The organism is Polyangium fumosum, assembly GCF_005144585.1.
Classification (GTDB): domain Bacteria; phylum Myxococcota_A; class Polyangia; order Polyangiales; family Polyangiaceae; genus Polyangium; species Polyangium fumosum.
Genome location: NZ_SSMQ01000025.1, coordinates 45,777 through 66,532, shown reverse-complemented (window position 1 = coordinate 66,532; position 20,756 = coordinate 45,777). Strand labels below are relative to the sequence as shown.

At 65.8% G+C, this 20,756-nt stretch carries 14 protein-coding genes; 8 read left to right on the top strand and 6 right to left on the bottom strand.

Going from position 1 to position 20,756, the window contains the following annotated elements; all coding sequences use genetic code 11:
- Nucleotides 1-133 precede the first annotated feature (133 nt).
- The 4 genes from E8A74_RS23660 to E8A74_RS23645 form a co-directional block, all read right to left on the bottom strand.
- Nucleotides 134-1,066: a porin family protein gene (locus tag E8A74_RS23660; RefSeq protein ID WP_136931325.1), complete on the bottom strand. Its 933-nt coding sequence runs from the start codon at nt 1,064-1,066 to the stop codon at nt 134-136.
- A 63-nt stretch (nt 1,067-1,129) separates the two neighbouring features.
- Entirely contained in the window at nt 1,130-2,098 is a 969-nt protein-coding gene (locus E8A74_RS23655) for an outer membrane beta-barrel domain-containing protein (protein ID WP_136931324.1), read from the bottom strand.
- A gap of 372 nt (nt 2,099-2,470) precedes the next feature.
- A complete protein-coding gene (gene ftsY / locus E8A74_RS23650) occupies nt 2,471-3,880 on the bottom strand; it encodes a signal recognition particle-docking protein FtsY (protein ID WP_136931323.1) in 1,410 nt (469 codons plus the stop codon).
- A 128-nt stretch (nt 3,881-4,008) separates the two neighbouring features.
- Nucleotides 4,009-5,802: a carboxypeptidase regulatory-like domain-containing protein gene (locus E8A74_RS23645; RefSeq protein WP_136931322.1), complete on the bottom strand. Its 1,794-nt coding sequence runs from the start codon at nt 5,800-5,802 to the stop codon at nt 4,009-4,011.
- A gap of 326 nt (nt 5,803-6,128) precedes the next feature.
- On the opposite strand from E8A74_RS23645, the gene E8A74_RS23640 reads away from it, so the two are divergent.
- The gene (locus tag E8A74_RS23640) at nt 6,129-6,932 is read left to right on the top strand and encodes a HEAT repeat domain-containing protein (RefSeq protein ID WP_232379713.1); all 804 of its coding nucleotides are present in this window, start codon (nt 6,129-6,131) and stop codon (nt 6,930-6,932) included.
- A gap of 88 nt (nt 6,933-7,020) precedes the next feature.
- Complete coding sequence (locus tag E8A74_RS23635; RefSeq protein WP_136931320.1) at nt 7,021-7,851, top strand: methyl-accepting chemotaxis protein; 831 nt, start codon at nt 7,021-7,023, stop codon at nt 7,849-7,851.
- 69 nt (nt 7,852-7,920) lie between these two features.
- Here E8A74_RS23635 and E8A74_RS55580 read toward each other — a convergent pair whose 3' ends face one another.
- Together E8A74_RS55580 and E8A74_RS23625 are read right to left on the bottom strand one after the other, a co-directional pair.
- Nucleotides 7,921-8,361: a YraN family protein gene (locus E8A74_RS55580; RefSeq protein ID WP_170229318.1), complete on the bottom strand. Its 441-nt coding sequence runs from the start codon at nt 8,359-8,361 to the stop codon at nt 7,921-7,923.
- Between the two features lie 23 nt (nt 8,362-8,384).
- Entirely contained in the window at nt 8,385-9,044 is a 660-nt protein-coding gene (locus E8A74_RS23625; protein ID WP_136931318.1) for a hypothetical protein, read from the bottom strand.
- Nucleotides 9,045-9,614: 570 nt separating this feature from the next.
- On the opposite strand from E8A74_RS23625, the gene E8A74_RS23620 reads away from it, so the two are divergent.
- The 6 genes from E8A74_RS23620 to E8A74_RS23595 all read left to right on the top strand — a co-directional run bounded on the left by E8A74_RS23620 (nt 9,615) and on the right by E8A74_RS23595 (nt 20,730).
- A complete protein-coding gene (locus E8A74_RS23620) occupies nt 9,615-11,288 on the top strand; it encodes a hypothetical protein (RefSeq protein WP_232379711.1) in 1,674 nt (557 codons plus the stop codon).
- Between the two features lie 99 nt (nt 11,289-11,387).
- A complete protein-coding gene (locus tag E8A74_RS23615) occupies nt 11,388-15,236 on the top strand; it encodes a tetratricopeptide repeat protein (protein ID WP_232379710.1) in 3,849 nt (1,282 codons plus the stop codon).
- Nucleotides 15,237-15,247: 11 nt separating this feature from the next.
- On the top strand, nt 15,248-16,726 hold the full coding sequence (locus E8A74_RS23610) for a tetratricopeptide repeat protein (RefSeq protein ID WP_136931316.1): 1,479 nt from the start codon (nt 15,248-15,250) through the stop codon (nt 16,724-16,726).
- A 199-nt stretch (nt 16,727-16,925) separates the two neighbouring features.
- A complete protein-coding gene (locus E8A74_RS23605) occupies nt 16,926-17,198 on the top strand; it encodes a hypothetical protein (RefSeq protein WP_136931315.1) in 273 nt (90 codons plus the stop codon).
- 212 nt (nt 17,199-17,410) lie between these two features.
- Entirely contained in the window at nt 17,411-19,468 is a 2,058-nt protein-coding gene (locus E8A74_RS23600; RefSeq protein WP_136931314.1) for an AgmX/PglI C-terminal domain-containing protein, read from the top strand.
- Nucleotides 19,469-19,818: 350 nt separating this feature from the next.
- Complete coding sequence (locus E8A74_RS23595; protein WP_232379709.1) at nt 19,819-20,730, top strand: tetratricopeptide repeat protein; 912 nt, start codon at nt 19,819-19,821, stop codon at nt 20,728-20,730.
- Nucleotides 20,731-20,756 lie beyond the last annotated feature (26 nt).

Below are 20,756 nucleotides of genomic sequence, written 5' to 3'. Positions count from 1 at the left end.
TGCCCCTGCCAGCGGGGCTTCGAAAGCGCCACGCCCCGTGATGCCTGGGGCGTCGCGGAGCTCTTGGTCTCCGTCTCGCCCGCCCGCATCCCGGGGCGTGTCATCGGCTTGGGTGCAGCCGGCTTCGTCTTCGTCAGTCGCTGCTCTTCACCTTCATCGGAAGGGAGAACATCAGGTTGACGGAGACCATGCTGTTGAAGCGGAACTGACGGTCTTGGTTGTTGACCGCGGTGTCGGGGAAGGCCTCGTCGTTGCCCGAGCCAGCGTTGTCGAAGCCGGACGTGTTCCACGCGAAGGGCAGCGCCCTCCACTCCGCGCCGAAGCCGAAGAACGACGTCGGGTAGAAGTTCCAGCCGACGCCGAACGTGGGCGCGATGGCGATGCGGCTCTCGAGCTGGAACGAACTCTGGGCCGCGCAGGGGCGGTCGGTGAGTGCGTTGCCGTCGTTGTCCTTGCCGCAGGGCGCACGCTCCTGCACGCCGATGACCGCCGGACCGACGAAGAAGCTGATGTCGGTGTCCACGAAGAGCGTCGCGAAGAGCGCCAGCTTCCCGCGGAACGGAACGACCGTGACCTGCGGGGCCGCGACCCACTGCATGCGGCCGAGCTGATCCTGGGCGAGGTTGCCGCGGGTCAGGTTGACGGCCGTCAGCTTGCAGGCTGTGTCGGTCGCCGTGTTCGAGTCCGTGGGGCAGTTCCGCTCGTCGATCGCCTTCACCTGCAGCTCGTCGGTGAGCGACGTCGTCGTCTGGATGCCGTAGCCGCCCCAGACGCCGAACCCGAGCCAGTCGGTCGGGTGGTACATCACGCGCAGACCGGGCATGATCGTGCGCTGGTACTCGTCGAGCAGGGTGAAGGACGCGCTCGGCGTAATCTCGATGCGACCCGCGCGATGCAGGCGCAACTTCCGCACGGCCGGGGCCCCCGCGAGGGGACCCGTGAGCTGAATCTCCTGCGCTTCGGCGCCCGCGCTCATGGCAAGCGCTGCACATCCTGTGAGCGCCGCGAGCATGCCCCTGCGGAGCAGGCGAGACGCGCAAAGGCTATTCACGAATCGACGCATCATGCATGTCCCCGTACTTGGCTGAATCGTCCCGGATGTTCCTTGCATGCCACGCTGCCCCTCGGCTCACTTGGGCAGCCGGTATTCCCAGCTAAACGGTAGGAAGACCGAAAAGCCGACCTGCGCCTGGACGTTGTTGGTGAAGCTCGTCTCGGGCGCGGTCCAGGTCGTCGGATCCTGCGCCTTCGGATTGCCGTTGGCGTCGTTGCCGATCGGGATGCCCGGGTTCTCGAGCTCGTCGAAGAAGATGTAGTCGCTGAGCTCCGCCACGACCGCAAACCAGCGGTTGAAGAAGATGCGGAGCCCACCGCCGACATGGAACGACAGCCGAGGCTTGTACTCGAACGTGCGGTTGTCGGGATCGACGACGGCGATCGGACGCGTCGCGATCGCACCCACGCCGCCGAGCACGTAGAAGTCGTAGTGGAAGATGAAGTCGCCGAACCCGGCGAACTTGCCGTACGCAGGCACGTACGAGAAGTTCGCGTTCGCGTTCCAGGCGTACTCCGTGATCGGAATACCGACGCGCGCCGCGCGGCTCGTCTGGAAGTTGAAGTTCGAGGGCGAGTTCAGTCCGGCGTAGAAGTTGCCGTTGACCCCGACCGCGAGCACGTTCGTGATGTAGAAGTTGAGACCGAGCCCGGGCGCGGGGTGCGCGACGAACTGGTCGTTCATCGTGATCCCGAAGTAGGGCGTGATCTCGAAGCGGAACCGGCGCAGCGCGTAAATCTGCTGCACCGCGTACATCTCTGCGTTGATGTCCCGCTTCGCGGCCTCATCCATGTTGATGCTCGGGCAGGCCGACGGGTCGATCTTACAGATGTCCCCGAGACCTTCGCCTTCGCCGCCAGGAGTCTCGCCCTCGCCTTCGGCGCCGGCGCCCTCGCCCTCGGTGGGGGCTTCAGCAGGCTTCTCGGCTCCCTCCTCGTCGAGGTTGATCTCCTTCGGTTGATCCTTCTTCGGTTGCGCTGCCGCCGTCAACGGCATGGCCAGCAGCGCAGCCGCCACGAGGAGCCCCACGCGAACCTGGTTCATCGCCATCCCTTCCGCAGTCCGTGCGACGTGAGCATCGATCGGTCCGGTCCGTCCGTACAAGTCTAACTGCGCGACTTCATTCAAAAAAACGGTCTACCGACAAGCGGGACGGACTATATCACGCGTAAAATCTGGGAATCAACAACCAAATCGGTTTCTCTCTCGGATCTGGACCGGGCAGGACCGTCCCGACTGCTCGCGCAGCGACACGATCCACGCCCATTCCACCACGAGACGCTCGCGAGCGAGCAAGAAAATCAAACGAAATCCACGTTTTTTGCGCCGTCCGTCCGAAACGTGCGCGACGCGGCCCCGTCACCGATCCCGGTCGGAGCCCCGTCGCGCCCACTTCGTGCTCGCCGACGCCGTGGTTCACGCCGCCGCGTCCGTAGACTCGTCCGCTTGACCGAGCAGCGCTTCGACAAACTCGTCTGCGTTGAAGTCACGCAGCTCGTCGGGACGCTCGCCGATGCCGATGTAACGCACCGGGAGCGCGTGCTCCGCGCAGATGCCGAGGACCACGCCGCCCTTCGCCGTACCATCGAGCTTCGTCAGCACGATGCCCGAGAGCGGCAGCGCCTCCTTGAACATCGCCGCCTGTTGCAGCGCGTTCTGCCCGTTCGTCGCATCGAGCACGAGGAGCGTCTCGTGCGGAGCTCCCGGCAGCGCCTTGTCGATCGTGCGCGCGACCTTCTTGAGCTCGTCCATCAGGTTCGTCTTCGTGTGCAACCGACCCGCCGTGTCGGCGAGCACGACGTCCGCGCCGATCTCCGCAGCCTTCTGGATCGCGTCGTAGATGACCGCGCCCGGGTTCGCGCCATCCTTGCCGCTCACGACCTCGCAGCCGACGCGCTTGCCCCACACGACGAGCTGCTGCACCGCCGCGGCGCGGAACGTGTCGCCCGCGGCGAGCACGACGGTCCTGCCTTCGGCCTTGAGCTTGGTCGCGAGCTTGCCGATCGACGTCGTCTTGCCTGCGCCGTTGACGCCCACGAACATCACGACCGTGGGACGCGCAGGGTACTTGATGCCGCCGCCACTCCCACCAAGCAGCTCACGCGCGCGACGACGCAAGGCATCCCAAACCTGCTCGTCCTTGACGAGCTTCTTCTCCTTGATGCCCGCGCGGATCTCTTCGAGCAGCGCTTCGGTCGTCTTCACGCCGACGTCGGAGGTGAGCAGCACCTCCTCGATCTGATCGACGAGCCCGGGATCGATCTCGCTGCGACCAACGAAGAGCGCCTTCAGGCGACCGAAGAAGCCCTCGGTCTCGCGCGCCTTCGTGAGGCCACGGCGCAGCCCCTCGACGTCCTTCTTGCGGGGAGCCGAAGGCGCAGGCGGCTCACGCGCCGCGATCGACACGGGCTTGATCCCACCAGCCTCCGCAGGCTTCGGCGCGGGCTCGGCCACCGGCGTGGGAGCTTGCACGGGCGCGGCCTCGGGCTGCTTGGCCTCGGGCTCCTTCGCGACGGGCGCAGGCTCGGGCTGCTTCTCCACGACGGCCGGTGCAGGCTCGGCAGCCGGCTTCTCCTCCTTCTTCTTGGCCTCCTTGGCCTCTTCGGCCGGCTTGGCCTTCGCAGGAGCAGCCTGCTTCGGCTCCTCCTTCGCGGGTTTCCCCGCGGCCTTGGCCGGCTCTTCACGCTCGGGCGCCTTTTTCTCCGGGAGCTTCTTCGGCTCCGGCGGCGTCTCGAGCTTCTTGGGCGCTTCCGGCTTCCTGATGAACAGGAAGTAGACGGCCAGCGCCACGACCACGAGACCGATGACGATGTAGAGGGGGTCCACGATGTGCGTTCTCCAGCGGTCCGCGAACTGGTTCGCGACTATATGGGACGGTACCCGTACGTCAACGTGTGTGCTCTGCGCGCGAGGGCAAAGGCAGCGCACGGGTGAAGATTCGGGGGCGGTTCATGTCATGCCGCCGGCTTTCGGCCGCCCCTGGGTTCGTCGTTGAGGAGCGACGCCTCGACCCCCTCGTCGACGACGGAGGAGCCGTAGGCGGCTTGCTCGAGGGCTCGCGCCCAGGACTCGATTTCCGCGTTGTTCGCGCGGAAAGCCGCCCGCCGTACGTGCCCGGGGGTCGGCTCCGGTTGCATGTCGAAGGGCGCTCCGGTGCGGCGCGCCCACTTCACGAGCCGCTCGAGCAGCGTGCGGCGGCGGGTGATCAGGGCAACGCGCAGCACCCCCGGCGGAGGGAGCGCCTGCTCGTACCTGCTGTGCTCCTCCGCTTCGATCACGAGACGCGCATCGCTGCGGTAGGGCACATCCAGCACGAAGCTTCCACGTTCGTCGGCGGTCGCGCGCGCGACGACACCGTCGCCTTGGAACGCGGGCGCCACCACGACGAGACGCGCGCCGGCGATCGGGGTTCCATCGTGCGCATCGAGCACCGCGCCACGATAACCACCCTGTCCGGTCGACGCTCGCACGACCTCGACACCGGCGCGGCCCGAGGGCACGGGATGCGCTTCGTCGTCTTCGTCTTTCTTCGGCGGCATGGGCGCACGCCGCCAACCGAAGACGATCCACGCGGTCACCGCGAGCACCACGATGGCGATCAAAATCTGCCGCGCGACACCGGGCCCCTTGACGTTCACGTCGACCTGGAGGTTCGCCCCGGATTTGTAGAAGGGCGCGGCGGGCACGTACCGAAGCGTCAAGGGTACGACGCCGGCGCGCTCGAGCGCGAACGACGCGATGACGTGCGCCTTCCCGCCTTGCACCGTGCCTGCGCCCACGCTCTCGCTCCCGCGCAGCGCCTCGACCACGCCGCCCGTCACCGGTCCTCGTGACGTCGTGACGTCCACGTCGATGCCGACGCCGTCCTCGGGATCCCCTGCGTCGACAGGATGCGCGAGCGCCAGACGCACCTCGGCGCGCCTCACGATCGGCTGTGTGGTCGTCGCCTTCGCGAGCGTCGCCGTGCCCTCGAAGCGCAGACGCAGCTCGCCCGATCCAGGACCGGGAAACGACGCGCTCGGGATCTCGAAGCGTACGCGCCCGTCGCCGCCTGTTTGCCCTTCGGCGATGCGCTCGCCACGCTCGTCCTCGACCCGGATCGCGAGCCCCTCGCGCCGCGCTGTGTTGGATCGGGACGAGCCGGTGCGATCGACGCGCAGCGATCCCGTGAGCAGGACGGTCTCGCGATCCAGATCGATCACGTCAGGCGCAGGTTCGAATCGGAGGATCGTTCGCGCGAGCGGTGCGTCGGCCGCATCGAGTCGGACCACGCTCTCGGCAGGGTCTCGTAGCTCGTCGCCTTCGAAGCGGAGCTTGATCGACGCCTGCCCGATGGGCGCACCGGCGCGCACGCAGAACGCTCCGCGATCGTCGGTCTGCACCTCGTACGCGTCCGTGCCGACCAGGCGAACCGAGCGTCGCGACCGTCGTGCGGTCGCGTCACACGTCGAGGGCGTCGGCAGATTGACGGCGGCGCCGCCCTCCGCGATCGCGCGGAGGGTGATCGTCGCGCTGGCCACGGCGGCGCCTGCGTCGTCGAGAAGCTCGCCTCGGACGATCGTGCCGGACGGCTCGATGGTCGCGGCTGCGCTGATCTGCGCGCCGCCTCGCACCTGGATGCGAATCGCGCCTCCGGATCCTCGTGTCTGCGCCGTGACGGGCGCCGAGAGGAGCAGGACGAGCAAGGCGACGAGCGTGCACAGCGGGCGCGACGAGGCTCTCGCCTGGGCACCTCGGCTGCGGGACATCCCTTTCCTATATGCGGGAACGCCCCGCGCGACCAGCGCTTCTGCCGATGTCATGGTCTGGCCGCGCGTTGAAGCGAGCTCGGGCGAGGCACGTCCAAGTCCTCACGGCTCCTCCGCGCGTGACAGCCGCGGCGGATCTCGGATGACCGAGGTCGCCATGGGTCTCTCTGGGCGGAGCAGAACGAGTCGTGCCGCTCTGCGTCGAGGTACGGGTGAGGTGCAGGATGAAGAAGACGGGTGATCGCGTGTTCGAGAACTCCACGACCTCCGAGCTGGCGCGAGCTCGCTCCATTCACACGCGGACCTCGTGTATCTTCGGACCTCGAATGCGAAAGAGCGTCCCCGTCGTCGCGGCCCTCTCGTTGTTCGTGCTGACCCCCGAGGTCGTGCGAGCGGATCCTCGCACCGGTTATCTCGTCCAGCAGCTCAAGACGAGTGAAGACTTCCGCGTGCGAACGCAGGCCGCGCTCGCGCTCGGCGCGTCGGGCGACGATGCCGCGGTCAAACCTCTCTGCGATGCGCTTACGGATGGCAACGAGTCGGTGAAGGTCGCCTCGGCGGCCGCGCTCGGCAAGCTCGGCAAGCCCGCGGGCCTGCCGTGTCTGCAGGCTGCGATCAAGAACGAGAAGGGCGCCTCCACGAAGACGCAGATGCAGAAATCGATCGACACGCTGAAGAGCGGCGGCGTGGCTGCGCCTCCGCCGCCCGGCCCCGACGCGAAATACTACGTGGCGATCGAGATCTCGAACAAGACGAAGCGACCTGCGGCCGAGGTCGACGCGATCGTGCGCGCGGCGATGCAGACGAAGCTCCTCGGCAAGGCGGGGTATGCCGTCGCGCCCAAGGGCGAGACGGCTGCACAAGGCGGCAAGGTCGTCAACTCCAAAAAGCTGAAGGGCTTCTATCTGATCGCCAGCGTCGAGCCGCCGGTGTACGAGAATGGAAACCTCACGCAGATCGTGCGCGTGAGCATGTGGACGTACCCGGGCAAGGCGTTGCAGGGCGAGTTCTCGCCGAAGCTCACGCAATCCGACACGCCGAAGACCGACGTGCAGAGCGAAAACGTGCTCATGAAGATGTGCGTGGAGAACGCCATCGACAGCTTCGCGAAGATCGTCGCGTCGATGTGATATCGCAGCGAGGGGGAGCGGATCCGGCGCGCCGCGACCCACTCGGGCAAACACCACGCGCCGTGGCAAGAGACGCGCAAGGTCCCCGATGAGCGAGGCTTCTGTCACCCCGCCCGCCGCTACGAGCGGCCGCCAGCAGCGCCGCATCCGCAACTTCCTGCTCGACAAGCGCTTCCAGCTCAAATACGCGGGTTTTCTCGCGGCGATCGCGCTTGTCGTCTCCCTCCTCCTCGGCGCGGTCCTCTGGTGGACGAGCAACAAGCTGATCGATCAGAGCCGCCAGGCCGTCGTGCAGCAGAAGGCGCTCGTCACCCAAGGACAAGAGACCGTCAAGCGCGGCCAGCTCGCGCTCGCCGAGCGAAAGAAGAACGACGAGCTCGTCAAGATGAACATCGCGAAGGCGTACGAGGATGCGCCCGAGCTCGCGAAGCAGTTCAACAAGGACGCGGAGAACGACGCTGCGAAGCTCAAGGAAGAGCAAGCGAGCCTCGAAAGGGACGCGGACTCGTTGAAGCAGCAAGCTGCCGAGCTCGAGCGCCAGGCCGCCGCGGTGGAGGAGCAGCAGCGCAACTTGATCCTCGGTCTGGTGCTTGCGCTCGGCTTCCTCGTCGCGTGCATCTGGAGCGCGGGGATCGTCGTCACGCACAAGATCGCGGGGCCCGTCTTCAAGATGAAGCGCATGTTCGGTCGCGTCGGCGAGGGCCACCTCGGTCTGCGCGAGCGCCTGCGCAGGGGCGACGAGATGCAAGACTTCTTCGAGTCGTTCGATCAGATGCTCGGCAATCTCCGCGCGCAGAAGACGCGCGAGATCGAGCAGATCGACGCCGCGATCGCGCGCGTGGAGGCGGACGCCTCGGGCGACGGCGTGGCGATGTTGAAGAAGCTGCGCGCCGAGATGCAGTCGCAGATCGACAACTGATGTCGTCACGATTCGCGGCGTCGATGGGATCCCTGTGGATCACGCGACGCCGCGCCTCACGCACTCCGATCAGAACGCTGCTTTGATGTGCTCGACGAGCGGCTCGCCTTCGGGCGTGAACGCGACGGCGACGGCGTCGAAGCGCATGCGCTCGATCCTCTCGTCGCGCGCAAACTTCGCAGTCCACAGTCGCTGTCCAGCAGCACGCAGGCGCGCGCGTTTCCGTGCGTCGATGCTGTCGAGCGCGCGCTGGTAACTTCGTGGCCCGCGCGTGCGGACCTCGACGACCACGATCACGACACCGTCGCGCACGAGCAGATCAATCTCGGCACGCCCCACGCGCACGTTGCGGCCGAGGATCGTGCATCCCGCGCGAACGAAGTGGTCCGCGGCTGCGTCTTCGGCGCGCGCACCTGCGCGATGACGCGCATCGCGCGGCGAGATGACTCGGACATCAGCAGAAGGAGATACTTCGGGAGAGGCAGGCGGGGGACGAGGAGGACGCGTCACAGGCGTGCGCGTCGCAGCTCGTTTCAGCTATCGGTCGTGAAGCCGACGCCCTTGCACTGGGTCGCGTTGTAGTGACCCTTGACCGTGCCGCAGGTGCCTTCGGTGACGAACTTCGTGTCCTGCTTGATGCAGTACTTGCCCGTGAGCAGCGGATCGCCGAGACCCACGTTGGGCCGGATCTGCTCGCACGAGTAGCCCGTCGGGCACTCGCAGAAGTTGAAGTTCGGATCCGGCGGCTCGCCATCGGCCACGCCGCACCGGCAGGAGCAGTACACGGCTTGCGCCGCGTCACGCTGCGAGTCGGGCGCGCACTGGCCACAGACCTCCGCCTCGATCACCGTGTCGGTGCCGGGGATGCAGCAGGCCTTGTTCGCGTCGTCCGCCGTCGAACCGGCCGTCTGGCAGCCGTTCGTGGCGGCGCCGCCGGTCGCGGGCTTCGTCTGCCCGTAGGGGCAGCTCACGCGGCCTTGGAAGTGGTTCACGAGGCAGATACGGGTCTGGCACTGGAAGGAGCGCGACTCGATGTTCTCCTCGGTCACTTTGAAGCCGGCGAAGTCGGTTTTGTACTCGTCTTCGGGGACGCAGGGATCCCCGACGCCGCCGCTTTGACAGGCGACCGGGAGGCCGCCCAGGGCGAGTACGCTGATCAGACCAAGCATGCCGGACAGGATCGAACGGGTCATCAGATCGTGCTCCTTGGGCCGGGGCGCCCCTGCTCCATGAGGGGCGCGCGAGCGCCACGCGCCGCCCGTCCACGCCGAGGACAGCGAACGACGCCAGCAGCGAGGACGCTAATCGAAGGGGCGATGGACCGTCAACCTCTCGATGCACAACTCGACGGACTGCCGCCGGTTTTCGTCCATGGTGGGGTGTCGGTCCGGGGATGACGCGGGATCGCCCCGCGACACCGTCGCATCCTTGGCGTGCCCCAAGGCACTCCCCGGAGAGGTGTCGGAAGCGGCACGTGGCCTGCGCTGCGCCCGGAAACCGCCGCTTGACAAGCCAACCGTCATAATTTTACCATCCGCGGCCAGACGCAAGTATCCGCTGATTCTCATTGAAGTTTTTGGTCATCGCTCCCGGTCCCGTAAACGGGGAGCTGCGACTGCGAAGGGCCCCGTCCACTGCGGATCTAGCCGCTGACGAACGGTACCTGGGCCGGTTCGGGTCGCCTTCATCGACCTCAACCTCCGAACGACGAGGAACGACGAATGCGGAAAGGGCTGGCTACTCTCTGTCTTCTTGCTTCTGCCATGCTCGCGGCGCCGACGGCTTTCGCCCAGCAAGGCAAGGCTCCGGCGGCTCCGGCAGCCAAGGCTGGCGACGCCAAGAAGAATGACAAGAAGGCCGCTCCGAAGGAGATCGAGCTCGAGGACGAGGCCGACGGCCCCGTGACCGCGGGCCAGATGACCGAGGAAGCGGCGCAAGCGAAGCGGCTGTTCGACGCGGAGCGATGGAGCGAGTCCGCGCTCCTCCTGAAGCGTGTCGTCGACGGCGAGACGGGTGACGACGAGGGCAACAAGCAGATCGCGCAGTATCATCTTGCGATCGCCCTCTATCGCCTTCAGTTCTACCAAGCGAGCTACGCGATCTTCTCCGAGATCGCGGACAAGACGAATCACCTCAAGTTCAACGAGACGCTGCTCTGGTTGTCGAAGCTCGCCACGCAGCTCCCCGAGCCTGCGGACATCATCGAGCGCGTCGGCAAGTACAAGAGCGAGCAGGTCGCGCGGTTCAACAACCCGCAGCAGCGTGATCTCTACTGGCAGCTCAACTACCTGCTCGGCCGGTACAAGTATCGCAACCGCAACTACGAGGAGGCCATCAGCCTCTTCGAGAAGGTCGACGCGAAGAGCAAGTACTACGTTCAGGCCCAGTTCTTCACGGGCATCTCGAACGTACAGCTCCGCAAGTCGGTGCCCGCGGTGAAGTCGTTCCAGCGCATCGTGCAGGCGCTCGACGAGGGCGTGGAGGGCGTCGAGGACGAGAGCCGCATGCGCGATCTCGCGTTCCTCTCGATGGCCCGCACGTACTACTCGGCGTCGGTCCGCCTCGACGACAACAGCGTTCCGAAGATCGACGGCAACAAGCTCAGCGCGGCCGTCAAGTACTGGAACCGCGTCGACGTGGGCAGCGAGTACTGGCTCGACGCGCTCTTCGAGCAGTCGTGGGCGTACTTCATGGCCGGCGATTACCCGCACGCGCTCGGCAACATGCACACGATCGAGTCGCCGTACTTCCCGAACGCCTTCTATCCGGAGGCGGACATCCTGAAGGCAGTCATTTCGTTCACGATCTGCCAGTACCAGGACGCGACGACGATCGTGGCGCGCATGCGGAAGCGCTACGAGCCGATCAAGAAGGAGCTCGAGGCGATCCTCAACCGCTTCAAGGGTGAGGACGCGGAGACGAAGTTCTTCGACTTCTTGAAGGACGTGCGCGCGGGCAAGGCAGCGCTTTCGCCGACGGTCAAGCCGATCGTCGAGAACGCGCTGTCGGATCGCCAGCTACTCCGCAACCTCGAGTACGTGCGCGTCCTCGACGAGGAGGACGCTCGGTACAAGAAGGCGCCGGCTGCGTTCCGCAACTCGCCCGTCGGTGGCGACGTGACGGACGCGCTCTCGCTCGCGCGTGATCTCGCGGTGCGCAACGCCGGCACCCTCGCGCGGGAGCGCTACCAGCGTTACCTCGACGAGCTCAACGAGCACCTCCGCGACGCCTCGAAGATCCTCATCGACATCACGGCTGCCGAGCGAAACAAGCTCGATCAAGAGGTCGTGAGCGGCCAGCTCACGAAGGAAGAAGCGCTCGTGTTCGGCGTCGTCAAGCCGGACGACGAGCACGTTCTGTGGCCGTTCAACGGCGAGTACTGGCGCGACGAGCTCGGGTTCTACCGGCAGGTCGTCACGTCGAAGTGCGGCAAGTAGCGGGAGGCCCGAGGGGGCGGCGACGTGTCGCGCCGCCCCGGGGGGATTGCGGCAAAGCCGCCTCCGGGTTGCGAGTTATCAGTTGAGGAGATGACGACGATGAAGCAGTCCAACGTGAGTGCGCTGCGACGGCTCCGTTTCGTGACGGGCGCAGCAGCACTTTTCACCGCCGCCGTCGCGACGGGCCCGGCGTCGGCCGCCGATGAATGCATCACGCAACAAGCCAAGGACTCGCTGGCGCAGTGCCCCGGCGGGTCGCTGAAGCAGAGCGCTGGCAAGAAGCCGGCGATGAGCTTCAAGTCGGCGCCGCAGGGCGTTCAGCTGAAGAAGCGGGACGACCAGCTCAAGCCGACGAACCCGACGGCGTCGATGAACGCCGCGCAACGCGACGAGCGTCGCAACCGGCTGGCAGCGCGCTCGCGCCAGCTGCTCATCACCGAGATTCAGGGCCTCGAGAGCCTCTTCTCGAACACCCCGAAGAACGCGCCCGATCGTCCGAAGCTGATGCGGCGCCTGGCCGAGGGGTACGTCGAGCTCGAGTCGGCTGCGTTCCGCGACAAGACCGAGCAGAGCATCAACGCCGACGAGGCGAAGCGCAAGAACCCCAAGGCGGAGAAGGGGTTCCGTGACGAGGCGGCGAAGGCCGACAAGATCCTCGTCGCCGCGCGGCAGCAGGCGATCAAGTACTACTCGCTGCTGAAGAACGGCTACCCGAAGTGGTGCCAGAGCTCGAACGCGCAGGATCCGACGAAGAGCACGGGCTGCACGGACGAGGTGCTTTACTACCTCGCGTACGAGTACGAGCAGGCCAACCAGCTCGATCAAGCGCGCAAGGTGTACTTCGAGCTGATCCAGAACTGGCCGCAGTCGAAGTTCATCCCGAACGCGTACCTCGCGTTCGGCGAGCTCTTCTTCAACGAGGCGCAGGGCGATCCCTCCAAGTGGCAGCTCGCGGAGCAGTCGTACCAGGAGGTCGTGAAGTACCCGCCGCCGGACAACAAAGTCTGGGGCTACGCGCACTACAAGCTCGGCTACGTGGCCTGGAACCAGGGCGAGTTCCCGAAGGCGCTCACCGAGTTCAAGAAGACCATCGAGTACGGCATGCAGTACCAGCAGCTGCCGAACGCGAAGGAACTCGCGAACTCCGCGCGGCGCGACATCATCCCGGTGTACGCGCTCGCGGCGGCTCCGAAGGCCGCGCACGACTTCTTCAAGCCGCTCTCGGGCGACACGGGCGTCAACAACGAGAAGACGCTCAAGATGCTCGACGATCTCGGCCAGAACTACCTGGACACCGGCCACTACAAGGAGGGCATCGAGCTCTACAAGGACCTCATGGTCCGCGATCGTGGCCCGAAGTTCTGCAAGTACCAGGGCCACGTCACCGAGGCCACGCTGGCCATGAAGTCCGGCAACAAGGACTCGATCAAGGCCGAGCTCGACCAGATGCTCGAGGTGCACAACAAGTTCATCAGCGAGGGGCACCCCGATGACATGAAGCTGAAGTGCTCGAACGCGACCGCGGGTCTTCTCACCGAGACCGCGATGGCGTGGCACCTCGAGGCCGTCGGATCGGGCGGCGTGCGCGGCACGGGCGACAAGAAGACGATGACGCTCGCGACGCTGCTCTACGAGCGTGTCGTGCAGAACTTCAAGCAGGAGCAGTTCGCGCGCTTCGAGTTCCCGCGCATCGTGAAGGAAGACTGGCCGAACGTCTTCAAGATCAAGTACGCGATGGCCGACCTCGCGTACTTCAACAAGGACTGGGCGAAGTGCGGCCCGGCCTTCGACTCCGTCGTCGCGGAGGATCCGAGCGGCCCGCTCGCGCCGGAGGCCGCGTTTGCCGCGGTGCTCTGCTACCAGAACATCTACACCGAGATGCACAAGGACGGCTCGGAGAAGAAGGGCACCGGCCAACTCCCGAGCGCTGCGGACGGTGGCAAGAAGGGCGACAAGAAGGCCGACAAGGCCAAGTGGGCCCCGAAGGATTTGACCGACAACCAGAAGGGCATGCTGACCGCGTTCAACCGGTACATCTGCTACATCAAGCCGCCGGAGAACGACAAGGAAGCCCAGGAGAACTACGTCGAGGTCAAGTACGCGCGCGCCCGCACGTACTTCGAGGCGCAGCACTGGGAGGAGGCGGCGCACGCGTTCCGCGACGTCGCGGTGAACCACTCCGACAAGGACGTGGGCATCTACGCGACGCAGCTCTACCTCGAGTCGCTCAACATCCTTGGCACGAACTCCGAGCCGGCGCGGCCGTCCTGCTACGACAACATGGCCGAGGACGTGCCCAAGTTCATCGACCTGTACTGCAAGGGCGGCAAGGAAAAGGAAAACGCCGAGCAGTGCGGGCTCCTCACGCGCATCCAGCGCGACATCGAGCGTCTGCGCGCGCAGAAGCTCATCGAGTCGGCGGACGCCGGTGGCCAGGGCGTCGACACGATCAAGATGTACGAGCGCGGCGCGCAGGCCTACATGGACCTGTGGAAGAAGTACGGCGAAGCGGCGTGCGAGAAGAAGGAAGCCTCCTGCGAGAAGAGCGAGGAGATCCTCTACAACGCGGCGCGCGCGTTCCAGGCTGCGCGCCTCATCGCGAAGTCGATCACGGCGCGTCAGATCCTGCTGAACCCGAAGTACAACCTCGACAAGACCGAGCTCGCGAAGAAGTCGATCTACGAGATCGGTGGTAACTATCAGGCGATCGCGGTCTACGACGAGGCGGCGAACTGGTACGAGCGGTTCTCGCGCGAGAACCCGAAGATGGACAAGGCGGCCGAGGCGCTTCAGGACGCCGTCGTGCTCCGTCTCGGTCTCGGCCAAGAGGATCAGGCGATCAAGGACGCGGACCTCTTCAACAAGAACTACGGGTCGCAGAAGCCGACCGAGGCCGCGAAGATCGCGTTCGCCATCGGATCTCACTACATCGACAAGGAAGACTGGGACGGCGCGCGACGGCGGCTCAGCTCGGCGATGGGTCAGATCGATCGCAACGCGACGTTCGACGTCCAGATCCAGGCGCACGCGTTGCTCGGGCGGGTCTTCACGAAGATCAACAATCCGTCGAGCGCGACGCCCGAGTACAACAAGGTCCGCGGTTACTGGAAGGATCCGCAGGCTGCGCTGAAGAAGCTCGATTCGATCGGCGGGGGCGACGAAGAGAAGATCCGTCGTCTCGGCAAGTCGCTCACGGCCGTTGGCGAGGCGCTCTTCTTCTTCGCGGAGCTGAAGCGGAAGGAAGTCGATAAGATCAAGTTCCCCGAATACAAGGGATCTGGTCAGCGCGACGACGTGATGAAGCACATCCAGACCAAGGTCATGGACTGGATCAAGAAGAAGCGGCCGGCCATCGAGGAAGCCTCGAACGAGTACGTGAAGATCGTCAACCTCGAGCCGCTGCCTCCGCCTCGCTGGGTCATCGCCGCCGGTTCGCGCGTCGGTCAGATGTGGAGCAAGTTCGTCGCCGAGTTCCGTGCCGCGCCGATCCCGAAGGAGTGGAAGGGCAACGGAATGGTCCCGGGTACGGACCTCAGCTACGCCGAGCTCCGCGGCGAGTACTACGCGAAGCTCGACGAAGCGAGCGAGCCGCAGAAGCTGGCTGCGAAGGCGGCCTTCAAGAAGTGCCTCGACTACTCGGTCAAGTATCAGTTCTTCGATGAGTACTCGCGTACCTGCGAGGTGTGGTTGTCGAAGAACTACGGCGCCGAGTACCACCTCATCGACGAGTTCCGTGGTTCGCCGTCGCGGGTGAACTCGGGCCTCAGCGATCGCGCGCAGCCGGTGAACCTCGACGGTACGGCGTTCGCGCCTGCGAGCGATGCACCGCCGGCGGCGGAGAGCAAGCCTGCGGCGGCGCCGGCGACGGGCGACAAGCCCGCCGACGCGAAGCCCGGCACGTCACCCGAGAAGGCCGCCATCGAGGGCGCCACCACCAAGAAGAACTAAGGGAGCGAGCCATGAAGAGGTTTTCGATTCTTGTGGCGACGGCTGCCCTCACGGCCGCGGTTGGTTGCGGCGGTGGGGGAGGGGGAACGGGCGGCAAGCCCGCGGTGGATCCCAAGACCGGCGCGGCGATCGTCGACAGCAAGGGCAACGCGGTCTCCGTTGCTGCGGCGAACAAGTACAAGGACGGTCTCGAGGCCTTCAACAAGCACGACAAGGCCCGTGATTGGACCGAGGCCACTTGCCAGGAGGCGGCGGCGATCTTCCTCGACGCCGCCGACGAGCAGAGCGGCAAGACCCTGGTCGAGGCGATCTACAACGCGGGCGTTTCGCACCAGCGCTGCAAGCAGGACGCGAAAGCGAAGGAGTATTTCAAGAAGGCACTCGACGCGGATCCCAAGTTCCACCGCGCTCGGGTGCAGCTCGCGATCTACTCCTTCGCCGAGTCGCAGGAGAAGGCGATCGATCAGGCGATCAACGAGCTTTACCAGGCGGCGGTCGTCGACGCGCGGTTCCAGAACGTCGAAGGCCTGGTCCAGCTCGGCATGTTGCACATGAAGCGCAACAACACGCAGGCGGACAAGGACGGTCGCACGGACCTGCAGAACGCGAAGCGCTACGCGCAGAGCGCGCTGGCCGTCGATGACGGGTATCTGCCGGCGTTCAATCTGCTCGCGCTGATCTACATGGAGTCGGCGAAGGTGAAGGCGGGTCGTTCCTCCAAGAAGGGCGTCGCGACGAACGTCAGCAAGGAGAAGAAGATCGACACGCAGGCGCTGGATCTCGCGGCTCTGGTCTGCTCGCAGGCCATCCGCAAGAACCCGAACTACGCGCCGATCCACAACACGGCCGGCATGATCCAGGTCGAGCTCAGCAACCTGAACGGCGCCGTGAGCGCGTTCAATACGGCGCGCAAGCTCGACCCGACCTTCTACGAGGCGCAGATGAACTTCGCCGCCGTGAACCTGAGCTTCCGCGGGTTCGCGCAAGCGGAGGAGGCGTATCGCGCCGCGCTGAAGATGCGGCCGAGCGATTACGACGCGCACCTCGGGCTCGCCCTCGCGCTTCGTGGTCAGATCGACGATACGAACTTCGACAAGATGGTAGCAGCGGCCGCCGCCGAGCTGGCAGAGGCGAAGAAGCTCGCGCCGGAACGGGCGGAGACGTACTACAACGACGCGATCCTCACGCAGGAGTACAAGGCGAAGTCCGGTGGCAAGGACGCCGAGCCGATGCTCCTCGCGGCGAAGCAGCTCTTCGGCGAGTTCATCGCCAAGGCTGGGACCGCGCCCGAGTATGCGGATGCGGTGAAGCGCTCGAAGGAGCGCATGGAAGAGATCCAGCAGATCATCGACTTCAACAAGCAGACCGAGGCAGAGCGCAAGGCAGCCGAGGCGGAGGCGAAGAACCGCGCCGCCGAGGCGGAAGCCAAGGGCACCGAAGAGGGCGGCGAGGCGAAGCCGCCCGAGGGTGGTGCGCCGCCGCCTCAGTAAGGGAAAGGCCCGCGGTGTCCAGGATGACACCGCGGGCTTTTTTTGATCCTCCGGGAACCTTGGGTCGTTCGGGATGTCTTTTCAGGCCAGGTCGAGAGAGTCTCGAACGAAACCTGGCTCGGATCCCGTTGACCGCGTCCCTTCGGGGACGATACGATGTGACTGAAAATACGGCGAAGACTGGCGAGGAGGCTTGAAGATGAAGAGGTCAACGCGTTTGGGTGCTGCGCTGGTCGCTGGTGTCGGCGTTCTTCTCGTGTCGTCGTTTGCGTTTGCCCAGGGCAAAGCCGGCGCCGGTGGGAAGAAGGACGAGGGGTACGGATACGAGTTCACGGACGATCCCCTCAACGCCGGTGGTTTCGGGCCGACCGACGCGACGATCCGCGTTCGTCCCGGCCCGGTTCGCACGACCCTGATCCGTCCGCGCACGTCGTTCGTGCCGGAGATGCTGAAGTCGGTCGAGAATCTCTGAGGAGACTCGGGGACTCGTGCGGGGGGTTCGGGCTGCGGTTTCAAGCGGACGCGGGGAACGCGATCGCAGGGCCGCAGCGATGAATCCAAGGGCTCCATCGCCTTTTTGGGAAGGCACACGAGTCCCTGAGTAATATTCGATGCCCCGAACGCGGGGTTTCTGGTCGCCTCGGGCGACGACGAGACGCAAAAGGCAGGGAAGGCTGGCTCACGATGGAAGGCAAGCAGAAGGTCGCGCTCACGTTTGCGCTCTACCAGAATGAAGCGCTCGTGCGTCGAGAGACGGTGACGCAGGACATCGTCAAGGTTGGAAAGGACCCGAAGAGCCATCTGCGCGTCGACGACGAGCTGGCCTCGCGCATGCACGCCGTCATCGAGGTGGCGTCGCCCGAGGACATCACGCTGATCGACCTCGGCAACGAGCCGGGGACGCTCGTGAACGGCGCCCGGGTGAACAAAGTCAAGATCAAGGCCAACGATCAACTGCAGATCGGCGGCACGAAGATCGTGCTCGAGAAGGCCGAACCGGTCGCGGTCGCGGGTGGCGCGGCGAAGGCGCCCGGCAACCCGTTTGCCGCGGCTCCGGCGGCGAACCCGTTTGGCGCGGCTCCCGCGGCGAACCCGTTCGCGGCGGCGGGCGGCAACCCGTTCGCGGCCGCTCCCGCGGCGGCGCCGAGCCCGTTCGGCGGCGGCGGCGACCCGTTCGGCATGAACAACCCCTTCGCGCAGCCGAAGCCGCCCGCGCACGATGAAGTGCCGCACGACGCGCCCGAGGGCTCGTACACGTATCAGCTCGTCAAGAGCGGCCCGGACGTCCCGAACGAGGAGGTCGAGACGCCCTCCGCGTCGGTCGAGGTGATGGTCTTGTGGGATCAGATGGTCCTGCACGTCTCGCACCTGACGCCGCCGCGCTCCTTCTACGTGGGCGAGGAGGAGAGCAAGAACTTTAAGTGCGATTACTTTGTGCCCCAAGAGAAGATTGGCACGACGCGCGCGCCCGTGGTGCTCGCGGATCGCGGCGGGTCGGTCTCGGTGGTGCTCCTGCCTCGCGCGAAGGGCACGATCGAGCTCGCGGGCCAGCCGAAGATGACGGTGCAGCAGGCGATCGACAGCGGCAAGACGCAACCCTGCTCGGAGCTCTCGGGCGCGTTCCAGATCGCGCTGCCGCCGGGCTCGAAGGCGCGCATCGACGTGGACGGCCTGATCTTCCAGGTGTCGACGGTGAATGCGGGCCGCGTCGTCGCGGGGCACGTGCAGTTCGACACGCAGAACTACCTCTACCACGGCCTGTCGATGGCCGTTCACCTCGGGCTCCTCGCGGCGATGGCGTTCTTCATGCCGCCGCTCGGTGCCACGGACGAGGACGGGGTCTCGGACGATCAAAAGTTCATGATCCAGCAGTTCCTCAACGCGGCCGCCGAAAAGGAGATGGAGGAGAAGGAGACCGAGCAGGTCGCCGACAACGCCGCCGACAACAAGGAAGGCGGCACGGGCACGCGCGCGAAGGGTGAAGAGGGTTCCATGGGTAACCCGAACACCAAGTCGTCGGGCAACCGGTACGGCGTGCAGGGCCCGGCGGACAACGCCGATCCGCATATCGCGCGGCAGGCCGCGCTGCGTGACGCGGCAGAGTTCGGCATGATCGGTCTGCTCAACTCGGGTGCCGGTGGTGATCCGAACGCGCCGACGGCGCCCTGGGGTCGCGACGACTCGCTCGGCAACGATGCGCTGTCGGCCCGCGGCAACATGTGGGGCGACAACATCGGCGACTCGTTCGGCGCGGGCGGCCTCGGTTTGTCCGGTATCGGCGAGGGCGGCGGTGGCCGCGGCGAAGGCATCGGTCTCGGCTCGATCGGCACGATCGGCCACGGCGCGGGCACCGGCACGGGCCAGGGCTTCGGCTCCGGTCACGGCCGATTGTCGGGGTCGCACCGCACGAAGCCGCCGCAGGTGCGCATGGGCGCCACGAGCGTGAGCGGTCGTCTCCCGCCCGAGGTCATCCAGCGTATCGTGCGTCAGAACTTCGGTCGTTTCCGCCTCTGCTACGAGAACGGCCTGCGCAACAACCCGAACCTCCAGGGCCGCGTCGGGGTGCGCTTCGTCATCGGTCGTGACGGCGCAGTCTCGAACGTGGGCAACGGCGGCTCGGACATGCCGGATGGCGGCGTGGTGTCGTGCGTGGTCCGCGCGTTCTACGGTCTGTCCTTCCCGCAGCCGGAAGGCGGCATCGTGACGGTCGTGTACCCGATCATGTTCAGCCCCGGCGGCTGACGTTCGATTGGGATCGTGGAGCGATGCCCCGCGGGTCAGAAGCCCGTGGGGCATCGTGTTTTTGTCGACGACCATCGGCGCGCGGGGGAGCGTCGGGGCCTCCCGAGTGCGGCCGGACGCTTGGCCCGTTGCTTTGGGAGATGGGCACAATCCAACTGGACTTTCGGCGCGCCATCCGCCTATTCTCGGCGCGCAAGAGAACGTCTCGTCCTGTGCCTGGGCGGCAATTTGGCTGCAAGTTCGAGGACTTATGTGCGTGCTTGGTGCGGTTGGGGCTGCCGTGGCCCTCTACGCGCGCGGGTGACGCGAGGAGCGGCGGAGCCGGCTCCGAGAGAAAGGTGAGCGAAGCAATGAAGCTTGGCGCAATGGTGATGGCGTCCTGTCTCGTGGTCTCGAGCATGCTCGGGCTGGGCTGCAGCCGGAACCGGCAGGAAGCCGTAATCCTCGCAAACCAGGCGGACAAAGAGGTCACGCTGAACCCGGATGGCGCTGCCACGAAGTACGAGCAGGCGACCAAGCTCGATCCCACGAACCATCGGATCTTTTACAAGCTCTCGATGGCCTACAAGAAAAAGGAGGAGTGGGACAAGACCGCGTCGACCTTGAGCCGCGCCACGCAGCTCGCGCCGAAGTTCGCGAACTACTGGTTCGAGCGCGCGTACGCGCTCGAGATGCAGGCGAAGAAGAAGACGATCTCGTACGAAGAGTCGAAGGAGCCGTACCAGAAGTGCATCGAGAACGATCCGAACTTCGCTGACTGCTACCACCAGCTCGGCAACGTGTTCCTCTGGACCGACGACGAGCAGAAGGCGCTCGAGAACTACACCAAGGCGGTCGAGCACAATCCGACCGAGATCCGTTACTATACGGCGCTCGCGGATCTCTACATCCGCCTCGGGTACACGAAGGAGGCCGAGCAGGTGCTCAAGGAAGCGAAGAACTTCGCGAAGCCCGGCGACAAGACTCTCTTCGGCGTGCACGTGCTGCTCTCGCAGGTTCACCAGGATCGCGGGTCGCTCCCCGAAATGGTGACGGAGCTCGAGGCGGCGAAGGCGGTCGCGGGCAACGAGGGCCCGGAGTCGGTGCAGATTCTCTTCAGCTTGGGCAGCACTTACGCGCAGCTCACCCCGCCGAGGACGCAGGAAGCCGTTCAGATGCTCAAGGGCTTCACCGCCCGAGCATGCAAGGGCGCGAAGGCGGCGAGCTTCAAGACCGAGTGCGAGACCGCGCAGACGCTGGTCACGCGGCTCGGTGGCAACTAGTCGGGGGCGCGGTTCGTCGACGTCGT

Excerpts from the sequence above, each read along its gene's own strand:
- E8A74_RS23605 (WP_136931315.1), top strand. The coding sequence starts at position 16,926 with ATGAAGAGGTCAACGCGTTTGGGTGCTGCGCTGGTCGCTGGTGTCGGC.
- E8A74_RS23635 (WP_136931320.1), top strand. The coding sequence starts at position 7,021 with ATGAGCGAGGCTTCTGTCACCCCGCCCGCCGCTACGAGCGGCCGCCAG.
- E8A74_RS23600 (WP_136931314.1), top strand. The coding sequence starts at position 17,411 with ATGGAAGGCAAGCAGAAGGTCGCGCTCACGTTTGCGCTCTACCAGAAT.
- E8A74_RS23625 (WP_136931318.1), bottom strand. The coding sequence starts at position 9,044 with ATGACCCGTTCGATCCTGTCCGGCATGCTTGGTCTGATCAGCGTACTC.
- E8A74_RS23640 (WP_232379713.1), top strand. The coding sequence starts at position 6,129 with ATGCGAAAGAGCGTCCCCGTCGTCGCGGCCCTCTCGTTGTTCGTGCTG.
- E8A74_RS23615 (WP_232379710.1), top strand. The coding sequence starts at position 11,388 with ATGAAGCAGTCCAACGTGAGTGCGCTGCGACGGCTCCGTTTCGTGACG.
- E8A74_RS23660 (WP_136931325.1), bottom strand. The coding sequence starts at position 1,066 with ATGATGCGTCGATTCGTGAATAGCCTTTGCGCGTCTCGCCTGCTCCGC.
- E8A74_RS23645 (WP_136931322.1), bottom strand. The coding sequence starts at position 5,802 with ATGTCCCGCAGCCGAGGTGCCCAGGCGAGAGCCTCGTCGCGCCCGCTG.
- E8A74_RS23620 (WP_232379711.1), top strand. The coding sequence starts at position 9,615 with ATGCTCGCGGCGCCGACGGCTTTCGCCCAGCAAGGCAAGGCTCCGGCG.
- E8A74_RS23610 (WP_136931316.1), top strand. The coding sequence starts at position 15,248 with ATGAAGAGGTTTTCGATTCTTGTGGCGACGGCTGCCCTCACGGCCGCG.
- E8A74_RS23655 (WP_136931324.1), bottom strand. The coding sequence starts at position 2,098 with ATGAACCAGGTTCGCGTGGGGCTCCTCGTGGCGGCTGCGCTGCTGGCC.
- E8A74_RS23595 (WP_232379709.1), top strand. The coding sequence starts at position 19,819 with ATGAAGCTTGGCGCAATGGTGATGGCGTCCTGTCTCGTGGTCTCGAGC.